This is a genomic window from Methylomonas sp. Kb3 (assembly GCF_002834115.1).
Lineage (GTDB): Bacteria > Pseudomonadota > Gammaproteobacteria > Methylococcales > Methylomonadaceae > Methylomonas > Methylomonas defluvii.
In genome coordinates, this window is the sequence record NZ_PIZT01000001.1 from 77,477 (window position 1) to 100,430 (window position 22,954).

The following is a 22,954-nucleotide window of genomic DNA, read 5'->3' on the forward strand; positions in this document are numbered from 1 at the left end:
TCGTCTAGCTTAACTCAGCGTATGATTGCCGCTTTAATTTTGCACCCCATGACACGAAGTTCTGCCTCCCCTTTTAAGGACCATGCATGAAATATAGAGATTTACGAGACTTTATCGCCCAACTGGAAAAGCAGGGCGAACTGAAGCGCATCAAGCAGGAAGTCGATCCGGTGTTGGAAATGACGGTGATATGCGACCGGGTATTGAAGCAGGGCGGTCCGGCTTTGCTGTTCGAAAACCCGAAAGGTTCCAACATTGCCGTGCTGGGCAACTTGTTCGGCACGCCGAAGCGGGTAGCGATGGGCATGGGAGCCAAAGATGTGTCCGAATTGCGCGGCATCGGCGAGTTACTGGCCTATCTGAAAGAGCCGGAGCCACCGAAGGGCATGAAAGACGCGCTGGAAAAATTCCCAGTATTCAAGCAAGTGTTGAATATGGCCCCAAAAATAGTCAGCTCCGCACCCTGTCAGGAAGTGATTCGGGTTGGTGACGAAGTCGATTTAAGCGTTTACCCGATTCAAACCTGCTGGCCGGAAGACGCCGCGCCTTTGATCACCTGGCCGCTGGTGATTACCAAAGGGCCGAACAAAGACCGGCAAAACCTGGGGATTTACCGCCAGCAAGTCATCGGTAAAAACAAAGTCATCATGCGCTGGTTGGCACATCGTGGCGGCGCATTGGATTTTAAGGAATGGCAGCAAGCGCATCCGGGCCAGCCGTTTCCGGTGGCGGTAGCGCTGGGGGCGGACCCGGCGACGATATTGGCATCGGTCACACCGGTGCCGGATTCTTTGTCCGAGTATGCCTTCGCGGGTTTGCTGCGTGGCAGCAAGACCGAAGTGGTCAAATGTTTGTCCAACGACTTGCAAGTGCCGGCCAGCGCCGAAATTGTCTTGGAGGGCTTTATCTATCCGGGAGAAACCGCGCCGGAAGGGCCGTACGGCGATCACACCGGTTATTACAACGAAGTCGATGAATTTCCGGTGTTTACGATTGAACGCATCACTCAGCGGCAGGTGCCGATTTATCACAGCACCTACACCGGCCGTCCGCCCGATGAACCGGCTATTTTGGGTGTGGCCTTAAATGAAGTCTTCGTGCCCATCCTGCAAAAGCAGTTTCCGGAAATCGTTGATTTCTATCTGCCGCCGGAGGGCTGTTCGTATCGGATGGCGGTGATCAGCATGAAGAAGCAATACGCCGGCCACGCCAAGCGGGTGATGCTGGGTATCTGGTCGTATTTGCGCCAATTTATGTACACCAAATTTGTGATCGTGGTGGATGACGATGTCGATGTACGCAATTGGCAGGACGTGATTTGGGCGATTACCACCCGCATGGACCCGGCGCGCGATTTGACGATTTTGGAAAACACGCCTATAGATTATCTGGACTTTGCTTCGCCGGTGTCGGGCTTGGGGTCCAAGGTCGGTTTCGATGCGACCAACAAATGGCCGGGCGAAACCAGCCGGGAGTGGGGACGTCCGATTGTAATGAGTGAGGATGTCATCAAAAAAGTCGATTCTATGTGGGATACCCTATTTAACTAGGGTAGACTGCCGGTTCGCTTGAATAACGGTACAGTTCCTAATGAAAATATTGGTTGTCGACGATATCTACGAAAACAGGCTATTGCTCGACAAATTACTGAGCAGGATGCAGCATGAAGTCATTTTGGTCGAAAATGGGGAGCAGGCGGTTCACGCTCTGGCCAGCGTAAATCCCGATCTGATTCTGATGGATATTATGATGCCGGTCATGGACGGCCTGGAGGCTATCAAAGCGATTAGAGAGCGAACCCTGGACAAGTGGGTGCCGATTTTTGTGCTCAGCGCGCTAGCCGATGACCAAAATGTCCTGGATGGGCTGCAAGCCGGTGCTGACGACTATCTGCAAAAACCGTTCAGTCGCGCTGTTCTTGCCGCTAAATTGGGTTCGGTGCAGCGTGTGATCGATATGCAAAATCTGATTATTGCCGATACTCAGCTACTTAAAGCCTATCGCGACGAAAACGAAGCGGAGCAGCAGTTTTTACAGAGTATTTTTGAGAGGTTAATTAAACAGAGCGATCTGAAAGACGATCATTTGCAGTTTTGGTTATTGCCGGCCAAACGCTTTAGCGGCGATTTGATTTGTGCCAGGCGCGTCAGTAAGCAACAAATTTACTTTATGCTCGCCGATTCGACCGGCCACGGCTTGGCGGCAGCGTTACCGACGGTGATTGTCAATCAGGCATTCCAGGCGATGACGAAAAAGGGCCTGGCCGTACCCATCATCGTCCGCGAGATCAATCGCCTGGTGCACAGCCAGATGCCGACGGGCCGTTTCGTGGCTTTGGTATTGGGCATGATAGATGCTGAAAAAAAGTCGGTGGAGTTGTGGAATGGCGGCTTACCCGATGTTTATGCGCTGGATGGCGATGGCAAGCCGGTTCACACCTTTCGTTCCTCACACCCCTCTGCCGGCATTCTCGATAACCGGCAATTCGACGATACTTGCGAAATCTGGCATTGGCGGGAGGCTTGCGAGTTATTTATGTACTCTGATGGCTTGACCGATACCCTGGATCCTGACGGCGCTTTATTCGGCCAAGAGCGCGTCCTGCAGATTCTCAGAACGGCACCGCCTGGCGCTGAAGTGGCGGCGATCCAACAGGCCTTGGAAGCGCATATGCTGAACCGGGAAGCGCAAGACGATATTTCCTGTATGGCCATTCGCTGCCGCTGATGTTTTCGATGTTGGGCCGGCTGGTTTTTATTTCTGGAATCTTTTCGGCTGTTAGATTGAATGCTGGCGTCAGGCGGTAAAAAGCAGACTCAACTAATTTGTCTATACTCAGAATCTCGCGGATAACCCATTCAGCAGGCACGGCTCGGTACGAGTCGGACTGCTAGGTTTTCGCTCCCAACTTCATGATTCTTTGAAAACAGCAACGTGGACTTAAAACAGCATATTCTGCAAGCCGCCATTCTCATCGTCGACGACGAACCCGCTAACGTCAAATTGTTGGAAAAAATTTTGCAGCGCCAGGGTTATCGGAATATTCAATCGACCTGCGATTCTCGCGAAGTGACTTCTCTGTGTGATACCACGCGATTCGATGCCTTTTTGTTAGACATCCGCATGCCGCATTTAAGCGGCTTCGATGTCATGGAACAATTGCAACAGCGTTTCAGAGACGACTATTTACCCGTGTTGGTGCTCAGTGCGCAACCGGACATGGAGACCCGCTTGAAAGCGTTGAGTTTGGGCGCTAAGGACTTTTTGACCAAGCCCTTCGATCAACTGGAAGCCGTTACCCGCATCCACAATCTGCTGGAAGTGCGCTTGATGCATAATCAGATACGCGATCAAAACCGCCTTCTTGAACAACAGGTTAAAACCAGAACCGACGAATTGTATCGTACTCGTCAGGAAGTCATACGCAGACTGGGGCTGGCCGCCGAGTATCGGGATAACGAAACCGGCAACCATATCATTCGCATGAGTAAATATGCGCAGTTGTTGGCTTTGGCGTATGGCTTAACTGAGCAGGAGGCGGAAATTATTCTGAATGCGGCGCCGATGCACGATATTGGTAAGATCGGTATTCCGGACCGGATTCTGTTAAAAACCGGCAAGCTCGACCCCGAAGAATGGCGGATCATGCAGACCCATGTGCAAATAGGCGCCAATATTTTATCCGGCTCGCCGACCGAGTTGATGCGGGCCGCGCGTACCATTGCCCAACATCACCATGAAAAGTGGGATGGCACCGGCTATCCGAATGGCTTGCGGGAAGAAGATATATCGATTGCCGGCAGAATTTGCGCGCTAGCCGACGTATTTGACGCGCTGACGTCGCAACGACCGTATAAGCCGGCCTGGGCGGTAGAAGAAACGTTGGCTTATATCGCCTCGGAATCCGGCAAACATTTTGATCCTAAATTAGCGCCGCTGTTAAAAAAGAATTTGCCGGAAATTTTGATTATCAAAAGCGAATATGCAGACGCCGAGGTTATTCGGGATTTGAACTGATCGCGGGTTGTTTTAAGTTTTTAAGCTGTGCGAATCGATTCCACACTGCTGATCAGCTCGGATGATGCCAACTCCATACCGCGTTTGAAATAATCGCAGGCTTGATCCTTGTCGCCTTTGCTAAACAATAATTCGCCCAATAATTGATAGGTCGCCACCGACGCTTCGGTATTCAGGCTTTTCAACAAATATTGTTCGGCTTTCTCCATTTGTTCGGCTTTCAAAGCCAGCTTGCCCAGCACTCTTAACAACACTGCATTGCCGGGGTAAACCGCCAGCCATTGTTCGATCGACTGCAATTGCTTGGCTTTATCTTCGGCTTCAATATTGGAAACCAACACCAGCAAGGTGTCGTCCCAGTGCCGGCCCAATTGCTTGAGCATCGCCGATTCCACGCTACTGCCGGCGCCGGCGGCAATCATTGCCGCAAAATAGATATTGGCGATGCCCGGCAGAGTCTTAATGTGATCGGGGATGCCTTCCCAGCAGGTTTGAATCGCCTGGCGGTCACCCTGGGCGATGGTTTGTTTCAGCAGGCGGCTGAAGGTTTCCGTTTCCAGCAACTTAACTTCGGTTTCCATCAACACTTTATGCTGTTGCAGCGAAGGCAGTATCTTGCTCAAGCCTTCCCAGTCGCCAAGATGTTGATACGCCTGATGCATCATTTTCAAAACCCGTGCATGGCCCGGATTGATGGAGTGCAACTTGCCCAGCGTTTCCAAGGCTTGTTCGAATTGCTTCTCGGACAGGTGCAATTCGGCTTGGGTCAAGCCGACGGTCATATTGGTGTCCGGGGATTGTTCGCTGGCTTTTTGCAGATATTCATCGCGCTTGTCCAGCGCACCGCGCGATTGTGCGGCTCTGGCGGCCGTCAAGTAATGTAGTAATGGTGCACCGCTATGCGCGGCATGCTTGATCAGCACTTTCTCCGCACGCTCCCAATTACCGTCTGCTGCATCGAATAAGCCGGCAACCAGGGCTTCCTGCGAGCGATTAAAACGGATATTGCGGCGGCGCTTGGCAAATTGGTTGGGCATGCGAATCAACACACCCATCAAGCGGAAAAAATTGTAGAGAACGAAAAAACCGATTACTTGCGCGACGGCGAATACGGTCAAAGAGGTTTCCAGCGACCAGTGGCCGAAACCGATTAACACATAACCGGGATCGTTTTGTTTGACCAGCCAGCTGTGTAGCAAAAACGCCACCAGAACGGCGCAAAGCAAGGAGCCTAGAAAATACATGAGATTTTTCATAATGCCACTCGCTTATTGCTGGTCGGCAGAGGGTATTGCCGGCGAGGCCGTTTCCGCTGGCGGATTATTCAGCACGGCTTTATCGGATTCGATACGCAATTTACTGATGTCTTTCAGCAGCTTTAACGAACCGCTAACATCCGGATATTGGCTGCGGATTTGCACACTCGCCAGTTTGTCCAGTTCAGCCACGAAGTTATCGGTTTGCTGATTTTCCGCGAAATTTTTCTTCAGCCATTGTTTGGCGTCGGCGATGCTGCTGGCAAACAAGGTATCGTTTTGTTGTACCAAGGCAATTTCGATCATTTCCAGCCTGACTTTCAACTGCTGCTTGATAAAGTGCGCTTCTTCAGGGGTCAGGATGGCGTTGACAGGTTGTTCGGTGTGGCGCAACACGACATAGCCTTCCAGCTGTTTGGCGACCGTATTCAAGATTTCATGGCCGTGTTCTGATAAGTCGCTATTGGGTTCGGGCTTTTCCGGCTGCTTGCCTGCGTGCGGCAGAAACACCGATAAACCTTCCACTGCGTCTTGTAAGTGCTGGATGCCGCTGTAGATGCCGACGATGTCCGGTACGGTCGCACCGTTTAACAAGGCGATTTCCTTGGCAATTTGCTCACGGACCTTAAATACCGCTGCGTCGCCGCTTTCTCTTAGCCGTTGATCGGCCGCTTCCAGCGCTTCGCGGGTGGTGGTGACGTCACCGACCAAATGCAAACGCTGATTGGCAACGGTCAACAGATATTCGGCATCGGCCAGTAGCCAGTCGCCGCGGGTTTTACCCAGCTGCCGTTGCAAAGCCACAATGGAGGCTTCCAGCTCTTTGCGCGCCGTGCTCAGGCGCTCATCGTGCAACTTGGAAAAATCAGCCAATGTTTCATTAAAGTGGTTATCTTTGCCGGTCATTTCGGCATTGACGTTGGCGATTTGCGTTTGCACGCCATTTAGCTGTTCGCGCAGGCCGTTAAGTTCTTTGTCCAGTTCCAGTATCTTCAGGTTATCCTGATTGTTTTCGGTATCTTGACTGAAGCGCAATTGCTGGAAAAAGAAAAAGCCTGCACCCGCCAAAGCAATCACCAATACGATAGAGGTGATGCCTATCCACAATCCGGCGTGAGACTTTTTAACCACCACTACCGGAGCTGGATTTTCTTGTTGTTCTTCAATTACTTCGGCCACTGTTTTCCCCGTTAAATAACGTCGTCAAGGTCTCTAAAATCGCTGCATCCGTGGGCTGTGCGCTCACTGCAATCTGTTTAAATCCGAAATCTTCGGCCGCTTGGCCGATCCGCTCGCTCACGACGACTAAAAGTATCGATTTCAACGATACTATCGACTCGTCATCCAGCATCGCCAACAAATTTTGTAACGCTTCGACGCTGGTGATCGTCACGGCGTCCAGCTTCCCTTGGGCTATGCTTGTCCGCAATTCCGTGCTGTCCGCCATCGGCTGTTGGCGACTATACACTTCCAGATAACTCGCTTCCGCGCCGCGGCTGCGCAAGCTCTCCGCCAGTTTCTCCCTGCCACCGACTCCGCGCACAATGACGCAGCGCATGCCGGCGACAGCGTGCAATTCAGGTTCAGCCAACAAGCCTTCGCTGTTGAATGCGCTGGCCGGCACGCAATCAACCGGCCATTCCGCTTGCTGCAATGCGTTGGCGGTTGCGGCGCCGACAGCCGCGACTTTGAATTTACGCAAGGCCGGCATTTTGCCACCGAACGCCTTGATAGCAAAATCCACCGCGTTGCTGCTGGTAAAAATCAGCCAGTCGCCGGCGGCGGCTTGGCCCAGCAAATTCGGATCGGGCTTTACCCCGACGATTTCCAGTGTCGGAAAACGTACCGCTATACCGCCGCATTGTTCAATTAAAGTACACAAATTCTCAGCTTGTAAGGCCGGGCGCGTCACCAAAATGCGGGCTCCGTTTAAAGCGGAATTCACTGATACAGCTCGCTCAATATCCTGTCAGCGCCTTGCGCCAATAAATCCTCGGCTACGGCCTTGCCCAACGCTTCGAAGTCCGTCAGACTGCTTTCCGCCTGGGCTCGGTACAATAAAGAACCGTCGGGGCTGCCGACCAGGCCGCGTAGCAATAATCGCTCGCCTTTGATTTCAGCAAAACCGGCAATCGGTACTTGGCAGCCGCCGTTCAGTCGGGCATTCATCGCTCGCTCGGCGCCGACCCGGATGCTGGTGTCCTCGTCGTGCAATACCTTTAAATACTTATGAATCTCGGCGTCGTCGATCCGGCACTCGATGCCGATAGCGCCTTGGCCCATGGCGGGGAGGCTTTCCGTCGGTTGCAATTGAGCGGTGATTCGTTCGCCCATTCCCAGACGTTTCAAGCCGGCCGACGCCAGGATGATTGCATCGTATTCGCCGGCATCCAGTTTCGCCAGACGGGTGTTGACGTTGCCGCGCAAACTCAGGATTTCCGCATTCGGGAATTTTTCCTTGATTTGGCATTGGCGGCGCAAGCTGGAGGTGCCAATGCGCGCGTTAGCGGGCAATTCGGCCAGGCTGCGATAGTGATTGGAAACAAAGGCGTCGGTCGGATCTTCTCTGTCCAGAATTACCGCCAGATGCAAGCCTTCCGGAAACTCCACAGGTACGTCTTTCATGGAATGCACTGCGATGTCGGCTGTGCCTTCCAGCATGCCTTGTTCCAGTTCCTTGACAAACAAACCCTTGCCGCCGACTTTGGCTAGCGGTGCGTCGAGAATTTTATCGCCGCGGGTGACCATTTTGACCAATTCGGTTTGTAAGCCGGGAAATGCTTGTTGCAGCCGTGCCGCGACATGCTCGGCCTGCCACAAGGCCAGCGGGCTTTGCCGGGTAGCGATGCGAATAATTCTGTCTGCCAAAACTGCTCCTGCCGATTGCTGGCGGGCGTCTAAGCTGCGCCCTTTGTTGAGAATAAATGTTGTCTATTGTAATCCGATTTAGGGGGGAAGGTGGGTAGAAGTTATAAGCGTTGCAGAGACGGCGGGAATGGGGCGAGAGAATTGGCTTCAAACGTTGTTCTTGGTTAAAGTTCTCTAATTTCAACAATCAGACGAATTTTAAATTCGCGTCCATTGGAATATGTACGAACTTTTACTACTCCTAGCGGGAGCAGCTATTGCGATTTATATCGCTGCTCGGTGGTTGATATATTTTGTGCAGATCAATTCTTGGCTAGCCTTATCTCTGGCCTTGTTGGTGCTGGTTTTGTTTTCAGTCGGATTATGGCTAAAAGTCCGCGTCTGCGGTTACATATTGGCCGCCATTGCCAGCGCCGTCTGTGTGTTTGCGCTTTCAGGGAATATTAGTGTTCTGTTTCCCTATTAACGAACGAATGCGTATTAATCAGGCAGTGCCTACCTAATCTCAAACAACTCAAAATGCTCGCTTGCGGCATGTGAACTGACGATTACCTCGGAAACTTTCGCCAACATCGGCCCTTTGTGACACCACGCCAACAGTTTTTGCAAGTCTTCAGGATGGCCGGTGGCGACGATTTCCACCGAGCCGTTGGCCAGATTTCTGACAAAACCTTTCAAATTCAATTTCACCGCCTGCTTTTGGGTATAGGCGCGAAAATACACGCCTTGGACCCGGCCCTTGACGATGATGTGTAGACACTCGCTCATCGCGTAATCCTCCAGCAATAATGAATTTTTTGGTCGCGGGCGAAATCCTCCGGAATGGTTTTCGCGCTGATGTCTTCTATCTGCAAGTCCGCCAAGGCTTGTCTATCGAGTTTGAAGCGGCGGAAGTTGGTGGAAAAATACAGCACGCCGTCCGGAGACAGTAAGGCCGTAGCATTGCGCACTAAGTGCAGATGATCGTTCTGAATATCAAAGGCTTCGTCCATTTTCTTGGAATTGGAAAAGGTCGGCGGATCGAGAAAAATCAGGTCGAATTGCGGCTTGTCCTTGGCGCCGGCTTGTTCCGCCAGCCATTCCACACAATTGGCGCGCAGCAGTTTGTGATCACCTTGGATGCCGTTTAAATCAAAATTGCGCTTGGCCCAGTCCAGATAGGTGTTGGACATATCGACCGTGACGCTGGACGCCGCGCCGCCGACTGCCGCATGCACGCTGGCGCTTCCGGTGTACGCAAACAGGTTCAGGAAACGCTTGCCCTTGGCCTGTTTTTGTATCATCAATCGAATCGGCCGGTGATCCAGAAACAGGCCGGTGTCCAAGTAGTCCTCAAAATTCACCCAAAACTTGCAGCCGCCTTCCTCGACCACATGAAAGCGGCCGGATTCGCCTTGTTTTTCGTATTGATCGGTACTTTTCTGCTTGCGGCGAATTTTCAGAAATACCTGTTCCTTGGGTATCTCCAATACTTTGGGGATTTCCATCATCGCCCCGGCTAAACGCTGATTAGCCTTGGCCGGATCGATGGTTTTCGGCGATTCGTATTCCTGGACGTTGACCCAAGTCTTGTCCCCCTGATAAACGTCAACCGCCACCGCGTATTCCGGCAAATCGGCATCGTACAGCCGGTAACAATAAACGTGGTTTTGCTTGGCCCACTTGCCGATTTTTTTCAGATTCTTGCGCAGGCGATTGGCGAACATCTCCGCCTGATTGTCGGGCTGCTCGGTTTCGGTGCGCCGGCTGATTTGCTCGATGCGTTCTTGCTGGGATTTGGCTTTGGGTTCGAAGAAGGTCTGTTCTTCGATATTAAAACGCAGCAATTTGCACTCCAGCGCGCCGTTGAACAAGGTAATCGGCTTTTGCGAACGTACGCCCAATCTAAAACCCAGTTCCGGATTGCTGATGATCATCGCCACCTGCCAGCCGACGAAGCGCTGTTTTAGTACCTCTCCAAAGCGGCGATACAATTCGGAAGTTTCCGTCTCGTCGCCCAATCGTTCTCCGTAGGGTGGGTTGCAGGCGATCAGGCCTTTGGGCCAACTTTCCGCCGCTGTCGCATCGGCGATGTCGCGCCGTTCGATATGAATCTTGCCCGCCAAGCCGGCGTTTTCAACATGCTGCAAGGCGGCTACCACGGTGCGCCGATCCTGATCGAAACCGACGATGACCGGCATTTTGCTCAAGCCAATATCGCGGCGTTGCTTGGCTTCGTCGAGCAGGCTTTGCCACAACTGCGCATCGTGTTTTTTCCAACCCAGGAAGCCGAAGTAATCACGCTGCAAGCCCGGCGCATAGTCTGCAGCGATCATCGCGCCTTCTAGCAGCATCGTTCCTGAGCCGCACATCGGATCGAGCAAGGATCCGCCTTGCTCGGCGATTTTCGGCCAGCCGGCGCGCAGCAAAATTGCTGCCGCCAGGTTTTCCTTGATCGGCGCGGCGATGTTGACGTCACGGTAGCCGCGCTTGTGCAAGCTCTCGCCGGATAAGTCCAGGCTTAGCTGGGCAGTTTCGTTATGCAGATACACATTGACGCGAATGCTGGGCCGGTCGGTATCGATATTGGGCCGCTTGTTGAACTTGGCGCGCATCTGGTCGACGATGGCGTCCTTGACTTTCAAGGCGCCGAAATGGGTGTTGTTAATGGCCGGATTGTTTTTGCTGCTAAACGATACCGCCAGGCTGTCGTCCGGTTTGATGTGTTCGAACCAGTTGATCTTTTTGACGCCATCGTACAAATCCTGCTGGGATTTGACCTCGAAACTGCTCAAGGGCAGAAACACCCGGTTGGCGGTGCGCGACCACAGGCAGACCCGGTAAGCCAGTGCCAAATCACCCTCAAAAGCCACGCCGGCCATTTTTTCGCGGACGTTCTGGCCGCCCAGGGCTTTGATTTCGTTGGCAAGGATGCCTTCCATCGCTTTAGGCGTGGTGGCAAAAAGTGGGTATTGGCTCATGGTTGACGGCTGGGTACGGAATGGCTGGCTAGGATACTAAAATGTGCTGCGACTGCGGCGGATATTTTTATAGCAAAATTGCAAACCACGGTTCCATTCGACATCGTTCGCCCGGTCTGCCGAACGATATGCCGGTGATGACTTGGGTTGGGATAATAGCAAGTGCGCCAATCGCGAGCGCTACGCACCACTCCGGCTCGTTGCTCGTTCTGACTGTCGATAGCCCGGGTGCTTGTGTCTCGGCGCGCTGAGACAGATACCCAATCAATCAATAGTTGTCGAAGCGGTTTACAATCGCTTCGGCAAGGTGGCGCGCTGAAATGCTAAAGATTTGAGGTGGAAACCAAATTTTATAGTGGCCGATTTATTGCTTGATAAGTATTAATGTTCTGCAACTCTCAAGATGGTCCTGGCTATGCATCCGCAAAAATACTCCGAAACCTACTACGACCCGCACCAACGCATCCGCGCCTGCAAAATCACTCCCGGCGAATATTGTGTCACCAATTCCGGCGAGCTTATTGTCACCGTGCTGGGGTCCTGCGTGATTGCCTGTATCCGAGATAGGCGGCGGGGCATAGGCGGCATGTATCAATTCATGGTGGTGAACGTCAACGAAGACCAGCCGCTCAATCAACGCATGGAGAACATGGCTAGTAACGGCATGGACAATTTCATCAAGCACCTGGTCGGCATGGGTGCGGAAGAGAGCGAGTTGGAAGCCAAAGTGTTTGGCGGCGGTAATATTCTTAACGGCATGCAACGCAACAATGTCGGCGCGCGTAGTGCGCAGTTTTTACGCAGTTATCTGGCCGGCCGGAATATTCCGGTCCTGGCTGACGACATGCTCGGTATCTATCCCCGCAAGGTGTATTTCTTTCCGGAAACGGGGGAGGTGTTGGTGAAAAAACTCAAGGATATAAAAAACGAAACTATTTTGCAGCGGGAGCAGGAATATTCTCACAGGCTGTTTGCTAGGGTGTTGGCGTAGGGGATTTGTGTTTTTGTGTCGCTGGCGTGACGGCTGATTTTGAAGTCGGGTCTCGGCCCGACAGCCGAGATACTTTCTTTTGCTTGGCCAAAAGAAAGTATCCAAAGAAAAGGCCACCCGGATGCCGCTTATCCCCCGCGCTCCGAAGCTTTCGACGGGGGTTGCCGAAAGGGGCTTCCTGCCCCTTCGTCAACGCGCCGCATCCCTGCGGCGCCCCTACGGGCTGATCCCGTCAAAAGCTCCGGTGCTCGGCGCGGCATACGGGGGACAAACACTGCCAGGCTCGAAAGCTTTCACAATACTTTTGGATGTGGTGGAGTAGCTCCGAATAGCGAAGCGTATTCCGAGGAAAGAAAAATATTCCAAGCATTCTTTGGCAGGACATGGCTTGATAGATTTGATTCAACATGCGTCCGATTACGCTGCGCTAATCGGACCTACCGTGCTGCGCGGCTTTATCGCGCAGCGTCCAGAGAGCGAAGCGAACGGGGTTGAGCGCCGGGTTAGCATTTCATTCAACGGTGATTTCATATTCAATATCTTGCACCATACGACCAAAAGCGCTGCTTTCACTGTTGTACCGTCCACCAAACTTGAGCGTGTGCTTCCCTTTGTTTAACGGACTAAGCCCAATCCAATACCCATCAGAAGCAGATGGATACGCATTTATCGGCTGATATTTTTTTGGGACCCGTTCAAAAATATTGAAGCACTTTTCTGTTCTTGCTCTATAGCGCTTAGGGTTCTTCACACTAACGCCATCTAGCTCAACAAATAAGTCTATGGCTTTGTCGTTATTGACTGCGGCATTTGCTTTGGCCTGCTCGCATGTAAAACCATTATTTTCCTCTCTCGGGTAATAAACCATATTAACCACAGGGAAAAAAATGCTCTTTCCCGCAGGAACTACGCAATTTCTTTTGATTTTCGACGAGCCGAAGCCACCAGCCAGAAACCATATATTGCCTTGTTGGCCAACATGGCAGTTATTGCCCGAAATATCTCTAACAGGGTTTATTTCATCAGGACTAGACATTGCCCACATCCACCATGAAGCAGATAACTCACCGACAGAATGCTTTTCCAGCGTAAAGCCGGGAGCAAGTGGCGTAGGGGATTCGGCTGAATGGGCTAGGCCAGCCATCGCCAAAAAGGCTGCGGTTATAAAGAAACGATGCATCGATACTCCTTTAAAAATGCCAACAAGTGATTAGAAAGTTTCTGTATATCTCCCCGAATCGGGTGATATACATGTTATGTCAGTTTAGGGGGAAGTCTAGCTGGAAAAAGGATTCAGATTTTGTTCAAGCCAAAAACAATGTTCCAGCACGCTTAAAGATGAGGCTCGACGTACCTTGGTTTGATCTAGGATTATGGGATGGGGTTATCCCGTATGCCGCGCCGAGCACCGGAGCTTTTGGCGGGACAAATCGGCAGGATAGCCGATTTGCATGCGCAGCACCCGAAGGGCGAGGTACAGGGAGGTACCGAGTGAATAGCCCGTAGGGGCGCCGCAGGGATGCGGCGCGTTGACGAAGGGGCAGGAAGCCCCTTTCGGCAACCCCCGGCAAAAGCGAGAAGCGCAGGGAATAAGCGGCATCCGGGCCGCCTTTTCTTTGGATACTTTCTTTTGGCGGAGCAAAAGAAAGTATCTCGGCTGTCGGGCCGAGACCCGACATTAAATCAAGCCGTCGCGTTAGCGACACCTCAAATAAAGTTTCAAATTAGCTAACACAGCATCAGCTAAAAAGACAAAACAAACTCAGTTGACCTTAATCAACTCAACATCAAAAATTAATGCCGCATTAGGCCCAATATCCCTTCCAGCACCACGCTCACCATAAGCCAGGTTAGAAGGAATAAAGAAACGGTATTTAGCGCCTTCTTTCATCAATTGCACGCCTTCGGTCCAGCCCGCGATAACGCGGTTCAATGGGAACGTGGCGGGTTCGCCGCGGCCGTAGGAGCTGTCGAATTCCTTGCCGTCGATGGTGGTGCCTTTGTAATGGACGGTGACGTTGTCGGTGGCTTTGGGTTGGGCGCCGGTGCCTTCGGTGAAGACCACATATTGCAGGCCACTGGCGGTGGTTACCACGCCGGCGGTTTTGGCGTTGTCGGCCAGAAATTTTTCCCCGGCGGCTTTATTTTCGGCTGGGGTGGGGGCGTTGGCGTTGGCCAGTGAGAACATAGCAAATCCTGTAATAAATGCGATTAAAATGGCGATGACACGTTGTTTCGTGGATTTCATGAAAACTCCCGATAGATGATTGGGGCGGCTAGTTTATCAGTTTTTTTGTTCCAGCTCCTGCCGGCAACTTGCCAGTTGCGCGTCGTAACGCAAGGCGCGCTGATGGACTTTTTGCGCGGTATTCATCAGCCATTGCTTGGATAAAAAGCTGTTGCGCTGATAGCCGCCTAAGCCTTCGTGATAGGTTAAATACAGATTGTTGGCGTCTGAGGTGGGGATGCCCAGCTTGCGGTTGCTGGTGGCGCAATACCAAGCCACAAAGTCGCAGCTGTCGGCAAAATCTTCTCTATCGGCCCAGCCGTTGCCGGCTTTTCGCTGATAGTCCGCCCAGGTTTCGTCCTTGGCTTGCGGGTAACCGTAAGCGCTGCTGGAACGAAACCAAGGGATAAAGCCGAGAATCAATGGTCGGGGCGGTTGGGCGTCGGCGACGAAGCTGGATTCCTGATGGATGATCGCCATCTGCACCGCAATGGGGACGCCCCAGCGCCGCGCGGAGCTTAAGGTTGCTTGATACCAGTCGTCTTTTTCCCGGAAGATTTGACAGATATTTTCCGGGTTTTTCGGCGGCATGGTTGTACACGCCGATAAAACGGCTAGACTAGCCAGACAAATTATTCTGCTTTTCATATCCCAATAAATTAGATTGCTAAAAGGATTTACCTTTAAAAAGCCCTGCCAAACAGAAGGATTATTATGCCAACAACCGAAAAACGCGCCTATCGCAAAAACCTGGCTAGCCAAGGATTGCTGTATTTAGGCTTTGAAGAGCACGAAATTTGGGTCGTGAATCTGTCGCTTTCCGGCTTGCTGGCAGTGCTGAAGGTCGAGCCGCAGGTCAATGGCATCAAAGACATTTTTAATGCTTTGCAAGTTTCGCCGATAGTCGATTTTTATCTGCCGAGCATGCGCTTGGCTGGAGAGGCGGAAATGGTGCGCGCCGAAGCTACCGAGGGCGGATTTGAAATTGCCATCGAGTTTCGCAACTTGTCTTACGATACCGATAATTTACTCTACAGCCGCCGCGCCTACCGCAAAAACATGACCGCGCCCGGTCATATTGTCTTCAACGGCAATGATTATGCGTTTAATACCGAAAATGTCTCGGTGGACGGTTTGATGATACGCATGCTGGGCAGAATTGAAGTGGCGGACGGTACGGTGGCCAAATTCGATTACAAGCACTTGAATCTGGAAGGCGAGGTTAAGGTAGTGTGGGTCGATCACGACGATATTTCCACGCTGATGGGCTTGCAGTATCTGCATTTGCAACGCGACTATATCAAGGGTATTCCAAACTTTAGCTATCCGCCTCTGGAAGCCGGCTAGAACTGAGGGTTAAACCGTCGTCGGCCACTCAAAAACGTTGCCGGTTACGCGCCTGCCAAAATTCGGTCGCCAATTGCTGAGCTTGTTCCTGATTATCGGCTTTGCCCAATAGCTTTAACGCAACCGCGGCAGTCGCTATCACGGTTGCCTCGCCAAATTCGTCGTTAAGCTCTCCACGCCAGCATTGCGCCAATAACTGCGGGTCCATGTCTTCGGCTTTCATGTGCCGGCGTTCGAATAGGGCCGGCCAGGTCTCGTCGTTCAGTTCGCCGTTATTGACGCTTTGTACCAGGCATTCCACGTCCGGATTGCGCTCGGTTTCGCCGCCTTCGCCTTTTAACACCGCCATGTTTTTCTGATTCAGCAGCAAAGCGGCTTTTTGATGCACTTGCCGGTAGCTGGGATGGAAGATGCCTTGAATGCTGGCCGTGGCATCGAACGGATTCAACAATCTGACCAATGTATGCACTGGCGAACGCAAGCCCATCACCGGTCGCAGATTGATCATGTCGTACAGTTTTGGGCAAATATATTCCAGCGACAGATAGCTGAAATTATCTTGCTCCAATTGCTGGCCGGCTTCGGTTATCGAGGTTGCAGCTTTGATGCCTAAGGCTTGCAGCACATTTTCAGTGTACAAACGCCCTTCGGTATGACCACCGGCGCCGTGCATGAATACTTTTATGCCGTTCTCGGCCAGCAGCAGGGTGGATAATAAAAACCAAGGCAGATGGCGGCGTTTACCGGCATAAGACGACCAGTCCAGATCGACAGCTACTTTGGCTTCGAAGGCAAAACTTTCTCGTGCGGCTTGCACGAAGCCGGCCAGCTCTTCGCAGGTTTCTTCCTTCACCCGCATCAGCATCAAAAATGCGCCGAGTTGAATCGGCTCGACCTGGCCGTCGGCCAATATCATTTGCATCGCCCGATAGGCTTCGTCTTGGGTCAGCGGCCGGGCGCCTTTTTTGCCCTTGCCGAGTATCTTGATAAATTCCGCGAACGGATGTTCCTGGGTCAACAAGCTCATGAGAATGACAATGGAAAATAATGATCGATCAGCAATGCTGCGAAAATCAGCATCAGATAAATAATGGAGTAGCCGAAGGTGCGCATTGCGGTTTTATTGTCCTTTTTACGCATCATTTGCACGGCGTAATAGATAAAACCCAAGCCCAATACTACGGCGGCCAGTAAATAAATCACGCCGCTCATGCCGGTTAGATAGGGCAGCAGCGTACTAATCAGCAACAAAATGGTGTAAAGCAGAATCTGTAGGCGGGTGAATTCCACGCCATGCGTCACCGGCAGCATCGGGATGGCAACTTTGGCGTATTCGTCTCGCTTAGCGATCGCCAAAGCCCAGAAGTGCGGCGGGGTCCAAACGAAGATAATCAAAAACAACAGCAAAGCATGCGGATGTACTTCGCCGGTGATCGCCGCCCAGCCCAACACCGGCGGCGCTGCGCCGGCCGCGCCGCCAATGACGATATTCTGCGGCGTTAATTTTTTAAGGTATACCGTATAAATCAGCGCGTAGCCGATCAGTGACAAAAAGGTCAGAAAGGCGGTCAATACGTTGATTTTGATGGTCAATATCGCCATCGCTACAAGGCCGATAAAGCTGGCGAATACCAAGACCTGATGAGAGTTCAAATGACCGGTGGGTAGTGGTCTATTCTTGGTGCGGCCCATTTGCGCATCGGCTTTTTGGTCGATGAAATGATTGATCGCCGCTGCCGAGGATGCCGCCAGGGCGATGCCTATGCTGCCGTAGAAAAAGTTATCCAGCGGCGGCATCCCTGGCACGGCCAGCAACATGCCGACGATGGCGGTAAACACGATCAATGCCACGACTCTGGGCTTACAGAGTTCTAAGTAGTCTTTCCAGGATAGCGCTGAAGTGGTGTCGGTCATCAAGTACCAAATAGATTTGCGGGTCTTTAAACATATAGAATAACAGTGAACCATTGATTATTAAAATAATCACAAGCGCTCACCATCTTTTAGTCAACGAGGGATTTATGAACTATAGGCTCGCGGCGTTAGCGCTGCTTTGCCCTGCTGTCGCGGCGCATGCCGAGGCCGGCAAGGTACACGAACATGTTTTTAGCAACGGCTTGAAACTATTGGTAAAGGAGGATCATCGTTCGCCGGTGGTAGTATCGCAAGTCTGGTACAAGGTCGGCTCCAGTTACGAGCCCGGCGGCATCACCGGTATCTCGCACATGTTGGAACACATGATGTTTAAAGGCACCGCAAAATATCCGGCCGGCGAGTTTTCCCGGATCATCGCCGAAAACGGCGGCAACGAAAATGCCTTTACCGGTCAGGATTACACCGCCTATTTCCAAACCCTGGAAAAGTCCCGTCTGGAAATCAGCTTTAAACTGGAAAGCGACCGGATGCGCAATCTGGACTTGAAAGCCGAGGAACTGAAAAAAGAACTGGAAGTAGTCACCGAAGAACGGCGCATGCGCACCGACGATCAGCCTCGTTCGAAAGTACATGAGCAATTCATGGCTACTGCTTTCACCAACAGCCCATACCAAAATCCGGTGATCGGCTGGCCGTCCGACATCGCCAATTACAAAGTCGAAGACCTGCAAGCCTGGTATCAGCAATGGTACGCGCCGAATAACGCCACGCTGGTGGTGGTGGGCGATGTCGATGCGCAGCAAGTTGAAAAGCTGGCGGAGCAATATTTTGCGCCGCTGCAACCCAGCGTGTTGAAGCCGGTAAAGCCTCAGGATGAAAGCGAACAGAGAGGTGTGCGGCGCATCACCGTGAAAGCCCCCGCCAAACTGCCTTATCTGATGATGGGTTATAAAGTGCCGGTACTGAAAACCGCCAAGCCGGAATGGGAGGCCTACGCGCTGGAAGTGCTGGCGGGTGTGCTGGACGGTGGTGATAGTGCCCGCTTGTCTTCGCGTCTGGTCAGGGGTAAGCAAATCGCGGTATCGGCGGGTGCGGGTTACGACCTCACTTCGCGCTTGCCCGAGATATTCCTGTTGGAAGCCACCCCCGCCGAAGGTAAAACCGTATTTGATCTGGAATATGCTTTGCTGGACGAGGTATATCAACTCAAGAACCAGTTGATCGACAAGGATGAATTGCAACGCATCAAGGCGCAAGTATTGGCCAGCGCGGTGTATCAGAAAGATTCCAACTTCTATCAAGCCATGCAATTGGGCACGCTGGAAACCGTGGGTATCGGTTGGCAGAAAGCTGACGAGTATGTCGATAAGATCAATCAAGTCACCGCCGAGCAGGTCAGGGAAGTGGCGCGTAAATACCTGATCGAAGACACGCTGACCGTAGCCTATCTCGACCCGCAACCCATCACCCAAGCCGCCAAACCCGCAAAAGCCATAGGAGGCCATCATGCGTTTTAATTTAATCGGCTTGGTACTATTGCTGTTGAGCCAGACCGTCTGGTCCGCCGCCAAAATCGAAAACTGGCAAACCCCGCAAGGCAGCCGGGTTTACTACGTGCGCACCGCCGGTTTGCCGATGGTGGATGTGCGGGTGGTATTCGATGCCGGCAGCGCCCGCGACGAAGCGCAGTTCGGTGTCGCTGCGCTGACCTCCGCCTTGCTGGATAGTGGGGCCGGCGACTTGAGCGCCGACGATATCGCCCAGCGTTTCGAGTCGGTAGGCGCCAATTATTCAGCCGGTGTCAACGAGGATATGGCCTGGCTGGCAATACGGACCTTGACCGAAAAAGCCTTGTTCGACAAAGCTTTGGCGACCTTCGAAACCGTATTGAGCAAGCCGGCTTTTAATCAAGCCGATTTTGAACGGGAAAAAGCCCGCACGCTGGCCGGTTTGAAACACCGGGAAGAATCGCCGGGCGAACTGGCCGGCCTTGCTTTTAATAGAGCGCTTTACGGCGATCATCCCTACGCCCATCCCGAGACCGGCGTGGTGGAAACCGTGGCCGGTTTTAGCGCTGACGATTTGAAAAGCTTTTATCAAAAATACTATGTGGCGGCCAACGCGATGGTGGTCATCGTCGGCGACGTCAGTCGCGAGCAAGCCGAACAAACCGCGAATCAAGTACTGAGCAAATTGCCGGTCGGCAGCAAGCCCGCCGAAATTCCGGCGGTGACGATGCCGAATAAAGCCAGCAAACAGCACATCGAGTTTCCGTCCACGCAAACCCATGTGTTGGTCGGCTTGCCCGGCACCTATCGTAAGGACCCGGACTATTTCGCCTTGTATGTAGGTAACCATATTTTGGGCGGCGGCAGCATGGTGTCCAGGTTATTTGAAGAAGTGCGGGAGAAGCGCGGTTTGGCGTATGGTGCTTATAGCGTGTTTGCGCCCTTATACCGGCAGGGGCCGTTCATGATGAGTTTGCAAACCCGCAACGATCAAACCGAACAGGCTTTGGATGTGTTGCTGAAGACCTTCAACGAGTTTCTCGATAAAGGCCCCAGCGATAAGGAACTGACCGCCGCCAAGCAAAACATCACAGGTGGTTTTGCGATGCGCTTCGATACCAATAGCAAGTTGACCGATTACGTAGCGATGATTGGGTTTTATCAGCAGCCGCTGGACTATCTGGATACCTTTCAGAGCAATGTCGAAGCTGTCAGCATCGAGCAAATCAAGGATGCGTTCAAGCGCCGGGTAAAACCGGAGTTGTTGCAAACCGTGACGGTCGGTGCCGGTAAATAAAATGTCTAACCAAATCCGCATCATCGGCGGCGAATGGCGCAGCCGGCAAATCGTATTCGACGACGCGCCGGGTTTGCGGCCGACGCCGTCGCGGGTGCGGGAAACCTTGTTCAACTGGCTGCAAGCTGATGTTCTGAATAGCCGTTGCCTGGATTTGTACGCCGGTAGCGGCGCGCTGGGCGTCGAAGCTGCCTCGCGCGGTGCCAAGCACGTGGTGCAAGTGGAAAATAACCCTGCCAGTTGCCAAAAGCTGCGCGAGAACATCGCTAAACTGGCGGCGACACAGATTCAGGTGGTACAGCAAGACGTTGGGCAATTTCTAAACGCGCCGGCTCAACCGTTCGACTTGGTGTTCCTCGATCCGCCGTTTGGGCAAGGTTTGATCGGGCAGACCTGCCGACTATTGGACGCCCAAGGCTGGCTGGCCGATTACGCCAAAATCTACCTGGAATGTGAGCGCAAGCGGCCGTTGGATGATCTGCCGGCCGGCTGGCGATTGTTGAAAGCCAAGACGGCCGGCGAAGTCAGCTACCACCTGCTGCAAAAGCAATCGGATACTTTTGCCGCGGCGAATGGTTTAAAATAAGCCGCTTTTGCCTGTTTCCAAAGCCGATGAACATTACCGCGATTTATCCCGGCACCTTCGATCCCATCACCAATGGTCACCTGGACTTGATCCACCGCGCTTCCCGGCTTTACCGGCATGTGATTGTTGCCGTCGCGGTCAGCCGCGGCAAACAGCCACTGTTTTCCTTGGAAGAGCGCGTGGCGTTGATTCAGGAAGTGGTCACCGAATTCAGCAACGTCCGCGTGATTGGCTTCGACACCTTGTTGGTCGAATGTGCCAAGCAACATCAAGCCAGCGTCATCATCCGCGGCTTGCGTGCAGTGTCGGATTTTGAATACGAATTTCAATTGGCCGGCATGAACCGCCGTTTGTCGCCCGATATTGAAACGGTGTTTCTGACCCCGGCCGAACAATACGAATTTATCTCGTCCAGCATGATCCGCGAGATCGCCCAATTGAACGGCGATGTGTCCAGCTTCGTGCCCGATGTGGTCAAACAACGCTTAACCGAAAAATTTTCCGAGGAGTAATTATGGCGCTCATTATCAGCGACGACTGTATCAACTGCGATGTCTGCGAACCGGAGTGCCCGAACGGCGCCATTTCGCAAGGCGACGATATATACGTGATCAACCCGTCCCTATGCACCGAGTGCGTCGGTCATCACGACAAGCCGCAGTGCATGGAAGTTTGTCCGGTGGATTGTATCGATAAAGACCCGGATTTGGTCGAGGACAAGGACAGTCTGTACAAGAAGTATTTAAAACTGACAAGTTGACATGCGTTAGCAGCGTCAGGCGCGTATTTGCACCTGACGCAAACAAAATCAATCAACGGGCTGAGCCCTGGCGCCGGTACCGCACAATCTAAATTTAGGGGATCGATATGCTCAAAAGTGTTGGCTATGCTGCCTACAACCCGCAAACCCCGCTGCGCTCGTTTCATTTCGAACGCCGGCAACCCGGTTCCGAGGATGTGCGTATCGAAATTCTGTATTGCGGGGTTTGCCATAGCGACTTGCATCAAGTACGCAACGAATGGCGCGGCACGACATTTCCGATAGTGCCGGGCCACGAAATTGTCGGTCGGGTCGTGGAAGTCGGCTCCCAAGTGACTCATTTTAAGGTGGGTGATTTGGCCGGGGTAGGCTGCATGGTGGATTCCTGCGGCGTCTGTCCCGATTGCCTTGATCATCAGGAACAGTTTTGCGACCAAACGGTGTTCACTTACAACAGTCCGGACAAATACACCGGCAAAATGACTTACGGCGGCTACTCGAATCAGATCGTGGTCGATCAGGGGTTTGTGTTGCAAGTGTCCGATAAGCTGGAGTTGGCGGCGGTAGCGCCCCTGCTGTGCGCCGGTATTACGACCTATTCGCCTTTGCGGCATTGGCAAATCGGCAAGGGCCATAAGGTTGGCATCGTCGGTTTGGGCGGTCTGGGGCATATGGGCGTGAAGTTTGCCCATGCCTTTGGCGCGGAAGTCGTGCTGTTTACGACATCGCCAGGCAAGGAAGCGGATGCCAAACGCTTGGGGGCGAGCGAGGTAGTAATTTCAAAAAACGCCGACGAGATGGAAAAGCATTTAAACAGCTTTGATTTCATTTTAAATACCGTCGCCGCGCAGCACGATCTGGATCAATATTTAAGCCTGTTGAAGCGCGACGGCACGATGTGCCTGGTCGGCGTACCGTCCGAGCCGCATCCCTCGCCGAACGTCGGCAACCTGATATTCCGTCGCCGCGCACTGGCTGGGTCGCTGATCGGTGGCATCCGTGAGACCCAGGAAATGCTGGATTTCTGCGCAGAGCACGGCATCGTGTCCGATATTGAGCTGATTCCGATGGCCGGCATCAATGACGCCTATCAACGTATGTTGAAAAGCGACGTGAAATACCGCTTTGTGATCGATATGGCGACCCTGCCGGGCTGACGCACTATCCCAAGCTCCTAAATATCGTCGCTCCCGCGCAGCCGGGAGCCCAGTTGCTAAACTGGATTAGCGATGAGTCCTCGCAATGCCGGATGGCCCAGGTTT

22 protein-coding genes are annotated in these 22,954 nt (G+C 52.7%); 11 read left to right on the plus strand and 11 right to left on the minus strand.

All coding sequences use genetic code 11. The features are described 5' to 3' along the window. Positions 1-86 precede the first annotated feature (86 nt). The 3 genes from ubiD to CWO84_RS00395 all read left to right on the plus strand — a co-directional run bounded on the left by ubiD (position 87) and on the right by CWO84_RS00395 (position 4,017). Positions 87-1,550 (plus strand): 4-hydroxy-3-polyprenylbenzoate decarboxylase, encoded by a 1,464-nt coding sequence (gene ubiD, locus CWO84_RS00385; protein ID WP_033158546.1) that lies wholly within the window; start codon positions 87-89, stop codon positions 1,548-1,550. A 40-nt stretch (positions 1,551-1,590) separates the two neighbouring features. Beyond that, on the plus strand, positions 1,591-2,727 hold the full coding sequence (locus CWO84_RS00390) for a SpoIIE family protein phosphatase (protein WP_033158547.1): 1,137 nt from the start codon (positions 1,591-1,593) through the stop codon (positions 2,725-2,727). A gap of 207 nt (positions 2,728-2,934) precedes the next feature. After that, the gene (locus tag CWO84_RS00395) at positions 2,935-4,017 is read left to right on the plus strand and encodes an HD domain-containing phosphohydrolase (protein WP_033158548.1); all 1,083 of its coding nucleotides are present in this window, start codon (positions 2,935-2,937) and stop codon (positions 4,015-4,017) included. Positions 4,018-4,037: 20 nt separating this feature from the next. Here CWO84_RS00395 and CWO84_RS00400 read toward each other — a convergent pair whose 3' ends face one another. From CWO84_RS00400 to rlmKL, 6 genes are all read right to left on the minus strand, one after another. Beyond that, positions 4,038-5,273 (minus strand): heme biosynthesis HemY N-terminal domain-containing protein, encoded by a 1,236-nt coding sequence (locus CWO84_RS00400; protein WP_051670340.1) that lies wholly within the window; start codon positions 5,271-5,273, stop codon positions 4,038-4,040. Between the two features lie 12 nt (positions 5,274-5,285). Then, positions 5,286-6,452, minus strand: coding sequence for a uroporphyrinogen-III C-methyltransferase (locus CWO84_RS00405; RefSeq protein WP_033158549.1), 1,167 nt, complete (start codon positions 6,450-6,452; stop codon positions 5,286-5,288). Further along, entirely contained in the window at positions 6,436-7,185 is a 750-nt protein-coding gene (locus CWO84_RS00410) for a uroporphyrinogen-III synthase (RefSeq protein ID WP_240617929.1), read from the minus strand. Before CWO84_RS00410 ends, CWO84_RS00405 begins: the two co-directional genes overlap by 17 nt. A 29-nt stretch (positions 7,186-7,214) precedes the next feature. Then, complete coding sequence (gene hemC / locus CWO84_RS00415) at positions 7,215-8,141, minus strand: hydroxymethylbilane synthase (protein WP_033158551.1); 927 nt, start codon at positions 8,139-8,141, stop codon at positions 7,215-7,217. Positions 8,142-8,636: 495 nt separating this feature from the next. Beyond that, positions 8,637-8,909 carry an acylphosphatase gene (gene yccX / locus CWO84_RS00425; RefSeq protein ID WP_033158553.1) on the minus strand — a complete coding sequence of 91 codons (273 nt, stop codon included), beginning with the start codon at positions 8,907-8,909 and terminating at the stop codon, positions 8,637-8,639. Continuing rightward, positions 8,906-11,101, minus strand: coding sequence for a bifunctional 23S rRNA (guanine(2069)-N(7))-methyltransferase RlmK/23S rRNA (guanine(2445)-N(2))-methyltransferase RlmL (rlmKL, locus tag CWO84_RS00430; protein ID WP_101051467.1), 2,196 nt, complete (start codon positions 11,099-11,101; stop codon positions 8,906-8,908). Before rlmKL ends, yccX begins: the two co-directional genes overlap by 4 nt. Positions 11,102-11,516: 415 nt before the next feature. Between rlmKL and CWO84_RS00435 the strand changes: the two genes are divergently transcribed. Then, positions 11,517-12,092 (plus strand): chemotaxis protein CheD, encoded by a 576-nt coding sequence (locus CWO84_RS00435; protein ID WP_033158609.1) that lies wholly within the window; start codon positions 11,517-11,519, stop codon positions 12,090-12,092. Positions 12,093-12,603: 511 nt separating this feature from the next. On the opposite strand, the gene CWO84_RS00445 is transcribed toward CWO84_RS00435, so the two are convergent. The 3 genes from CWO84_RS00445 to CWO84_RS00455 form a co-directional block, all read right to left on the minus strand. Further along, positions 12,604-13,272, minus strand: coding sequence for a hypothetical protein (locus CWO84_RS00445; protein ID WP_051670343.1), 669 nt, complete (start codon positions 13,270-13,272; stop codon positions 12,604-12,606). A gap of 582 nt (positions 13,273-13,854) precedes the next feature. Continuing rightward, a complete protein-coding gene (locus tag CWO84_RS00450) occupies positions 13,855-14,340 on the minus strand; it encodes an FKBP-type peptidyl-prolyl cis-trans isomerase (RefSeq protein ID WP_033158556.1) in 486 nt (161 codons plus the stop codon). Between the two features lie 36 nt (positions 14,341-14,376). Next, entirely contained in the window at positions 14,377-14,967 is a 591-nt protein-coding gene (locus CWO84_RS00455) for a lipoprotein (RefSeq protein ID WP_033158557.1), read from the minus strand. Positions 14,968-15,033: 66 nt separating this feature from the next. Here CWO84_RS00455 and CWO84_RS00460 point away from each other — a divergent pair, with 66 nt between their 5' ends. Continuing rightward, complete coding sequence (locus CWO84_RS00460; protein WP_033158558.1) at positions 15,034-15,666, plus strand: PilZ domain-containing protein; 633 nt, start codon at positions 15,034-15,036, stop codon at positions 15,664-15,666. 28 nt (positions 15,667-15,694) lie between these two features. On the opposite strand, the gene CWO84_RS00465 is transcribed toward CWO84_RS00460, so the two are convergent. Next, entirely contained in the window at positions 15,695-16,693 is a 999-nt protein-coding gene (locus CWO84_RS00465; RefSeq protein ID WP_033158559.1) for a glycosyl transferase family protein, read from the minus strand. Continuing rightward, positions 16,690-17,580: a heme o synthase gene (gene cyoE / locus CWO84_RS00470; RefSeq protein ID WP_033158560.1), complete on the minus strand. Its 891-nt coding sequence runs from the start codon at positions 17,578-17,580 to the stop codon at positions 16,690-16,692. The genes CWO84_RS00465 and cyoE overlap by 4 nt, the downstream gene beginning before the upstream one ends. A gap of 107 nt (positions 17,581-17,687) precedes the next feature. On the opposite strand from cyoE, the gene CWO84_RS00475 reads away from it, so the two are divergent. The 6 genes from CWO84_RS00475 (at position 17,688) to CWO84_RS00500 (ending at position 22,849) form a co-directional block, all read left to right on the plus strand. Beyond that, the gene (locus tag CWO84_RS00475) at positions 17,688-19,058 is read left to right on the plus strand and encodes a pitrilysin family protein (RefSeq protein ID WP_101051469.1); all 1,371 of its coding nucleotides are present in this window, start codon (positions 17,688-17,690) and stop codon (positions 19,056-19,058) included. Beyond that, the gene (locus tag CWO84_RS00480; RefSeq protein WP_033158562.1) at positions 19,048-20,346 is read left to right on the plus strand and encodes a pitrilysin family protein; all 1,299 of its coding nucleotides are present in this window, start codon (positions 19,048-19,050) and stop codon (positions 20,344-20,346) included. Before CWO84_RS00475 ends, CWO84_RS00480 begins: the two co-directional genes overlap by 11 nt. Position 20,347: 1 nt before the next feature. Continuing rightward, on the plus strand, positions 20,348-20,932 hold the full coding sequence (rsmD, locus tag CWO84_RS00485; RefSeq protein WP_033158563.1) for a 16S rRNA (guanine(966)-N(2))-methyltransferase RsmD: 585 nt from the start codon (positions 20,348-20,350) through the stop codon (positions 20,930-20,932). Between the two features lie 26 nt (positions 20,933-20,958). After that, entirely contained in the window at positions 20,959-21,444 is a 486-nt protein-coding gene (coaD, locus tag CWO84_RS00490; RefSeq protein WP_033158564.1) for a pantetheine-phosphate adenylyltransferase, read from the plus strand. A gap of 2 nt (positions 21,445-21,446) precedes the next feature. Next, complete coding sequence (locus CWO84_RS00495; RefSeq protein WP_033158565.1) at positions 21,447-21,692, plus strand: YfhL family 4Fe-4S dicluster ferredoxin; 246 nt, start codon at positions 21,447-21,449, stop codon at positions 21,690-21,692. Positions 21,693-21,799: 107 nt separating this feature from the next. Continuing rightward, a complete protein-coding gene (locus tag CWO84_RS00500) occupies positions 21,800-22,849 on the plus strand; it encodes an NAD(P)-dependent alcohol dehydrogenase (protein ID WP_033158566.1) in 1,050 nt (349 codons plus the stop codon). Positions 22,850-22,954: the final 105 nt, after the last annotated feature.

Excerpts from the sequence above, each read along its gene's own strand:
- CWO84_RS00445 (WP_051670343.1), bottom strand. The coding sequence starts at position 13,272 with ATGCATCGTTTCTTTATAACCGCAGCCTTTTTGGCGATGGCTGGCCTA.
- CWO84_RS00400 (WP_051670340.1), bottom strand. The coding sequence starts at position 5,273 with ATGAAAAATCTCATGTATTTTCTAGGCTCCTTGCTTTGCGCCGTTCTG.
- rlmKL (WP_101051467.1), bottom strand. The coding sequence starts at position 11,101 with ATGAGCCAATACCCACTTTTTGCCACCACGCCTAAAGCGATGGAAGGC.
- CWO84_RS00435 (WP_033158609.1), top strand. The coding sequence starts at position 11,517 with ATGCATCCGCAAAAATACTCCGAAACCTACTACGACCCGCACCAACGC.
- cyoE (WP_033158560.1), bottom strand. The coding sequence starts at position 17,580 with ATGACCGACACCACTTCAGCGCTATCCTGGAAAGACTACTTAGAACTC.
- rsmD (WP_033158563.1), top strand. The coding sequence starts at position 20,348 with ATGTCTAACCAAATCCGCATCATCGGCGGCGAATGGCGCAGCCGGCAA.
- coaD (WP_033158564.1), top strand. The coding sequence starts at position 20,959 with ATGAACATTACCGCGATTTATCCCGGCACCTTCGATCCCATCACCAAT.
- CWO84_RS00460 (WP_033158558.1), top strand. The coding sequence starts at position 15,034 with ATGCCAACAACCGAAAAACGCGCCTATCGCAAAAACCTGGCTAGCCAA.
- CWO84_RS00465 (WP_033158559.1), bottom strand. The coding sequence starts at position 16,693 with ATGAGCTTGTTGACCCAGGAACATCCGTTCGCGGAATTTATCAAGATA.
- CWO84_RS00450 (WP_033158556.1), bottom strand. The coding sequence starts at position 14,340 with ATGAAATCCACGAAACAACGTGTCATCGCCATTTTAATCGCATTTATT.
- CWO84_RS00495 (WP_033158565.1), top strand. The coding sequence starts at position 21,447 with ATGGCGCTCATTATCAGCGACGACTGTATCAACTGCGATGTCTGCGAA.
- CWO84_RS00455 (WP_033158557.1), bottom strand. The coding sequence starts at position 14,967 with ATGAAAAGCAGAATAATTTGTCTGGCTAGTCTAGCCGTTTTATCGGCG.
- CWO84_RS00475 (WP_101051469.1), top strand. The coding sequence starts at position 17,688 with ATGAACTATAGGCTCGCGGCGTTAGCGCTGCTTTGCCCTGCTGTCGCG.
- CWO84_RS00480 (WP_033158562.1), top strand. The coding sequence starts at position 19,048 with ATGCGTTTTAATTTAATCGGCTTGGTACTATTGCTGTTGAGCCAGACC.
- CWO84_RS00500 (WP_033158566.1), top strand. The coding sequence starts at position 21,800 with ATGCTCAAAAGTGTTGGCTATGCTGCCTACAACCCGCAAACCCCGCTG.
- CWO84_RS00390 (WP_033158547.1), top strand. The coding sequence starts at position 1,591 with ATGAAAATATTGGTTGTCGACGATATCTACGAAAACAGGCTATTGCTC.
- ubiD (WP_033158546.1), top strand. The coding sequence starts at position 87 with ATGAAATATAGAGATTTACGAGACTTTATCGCCCAACTGGAAAAGCAG.
- yccX (WP_033158553.1), bottom strand. The coding sequence starts at position 8,909 with ATGAGCGAGTGTCTACACATCATCGTCAAGGGCCGGGTCCAAGGCGTG.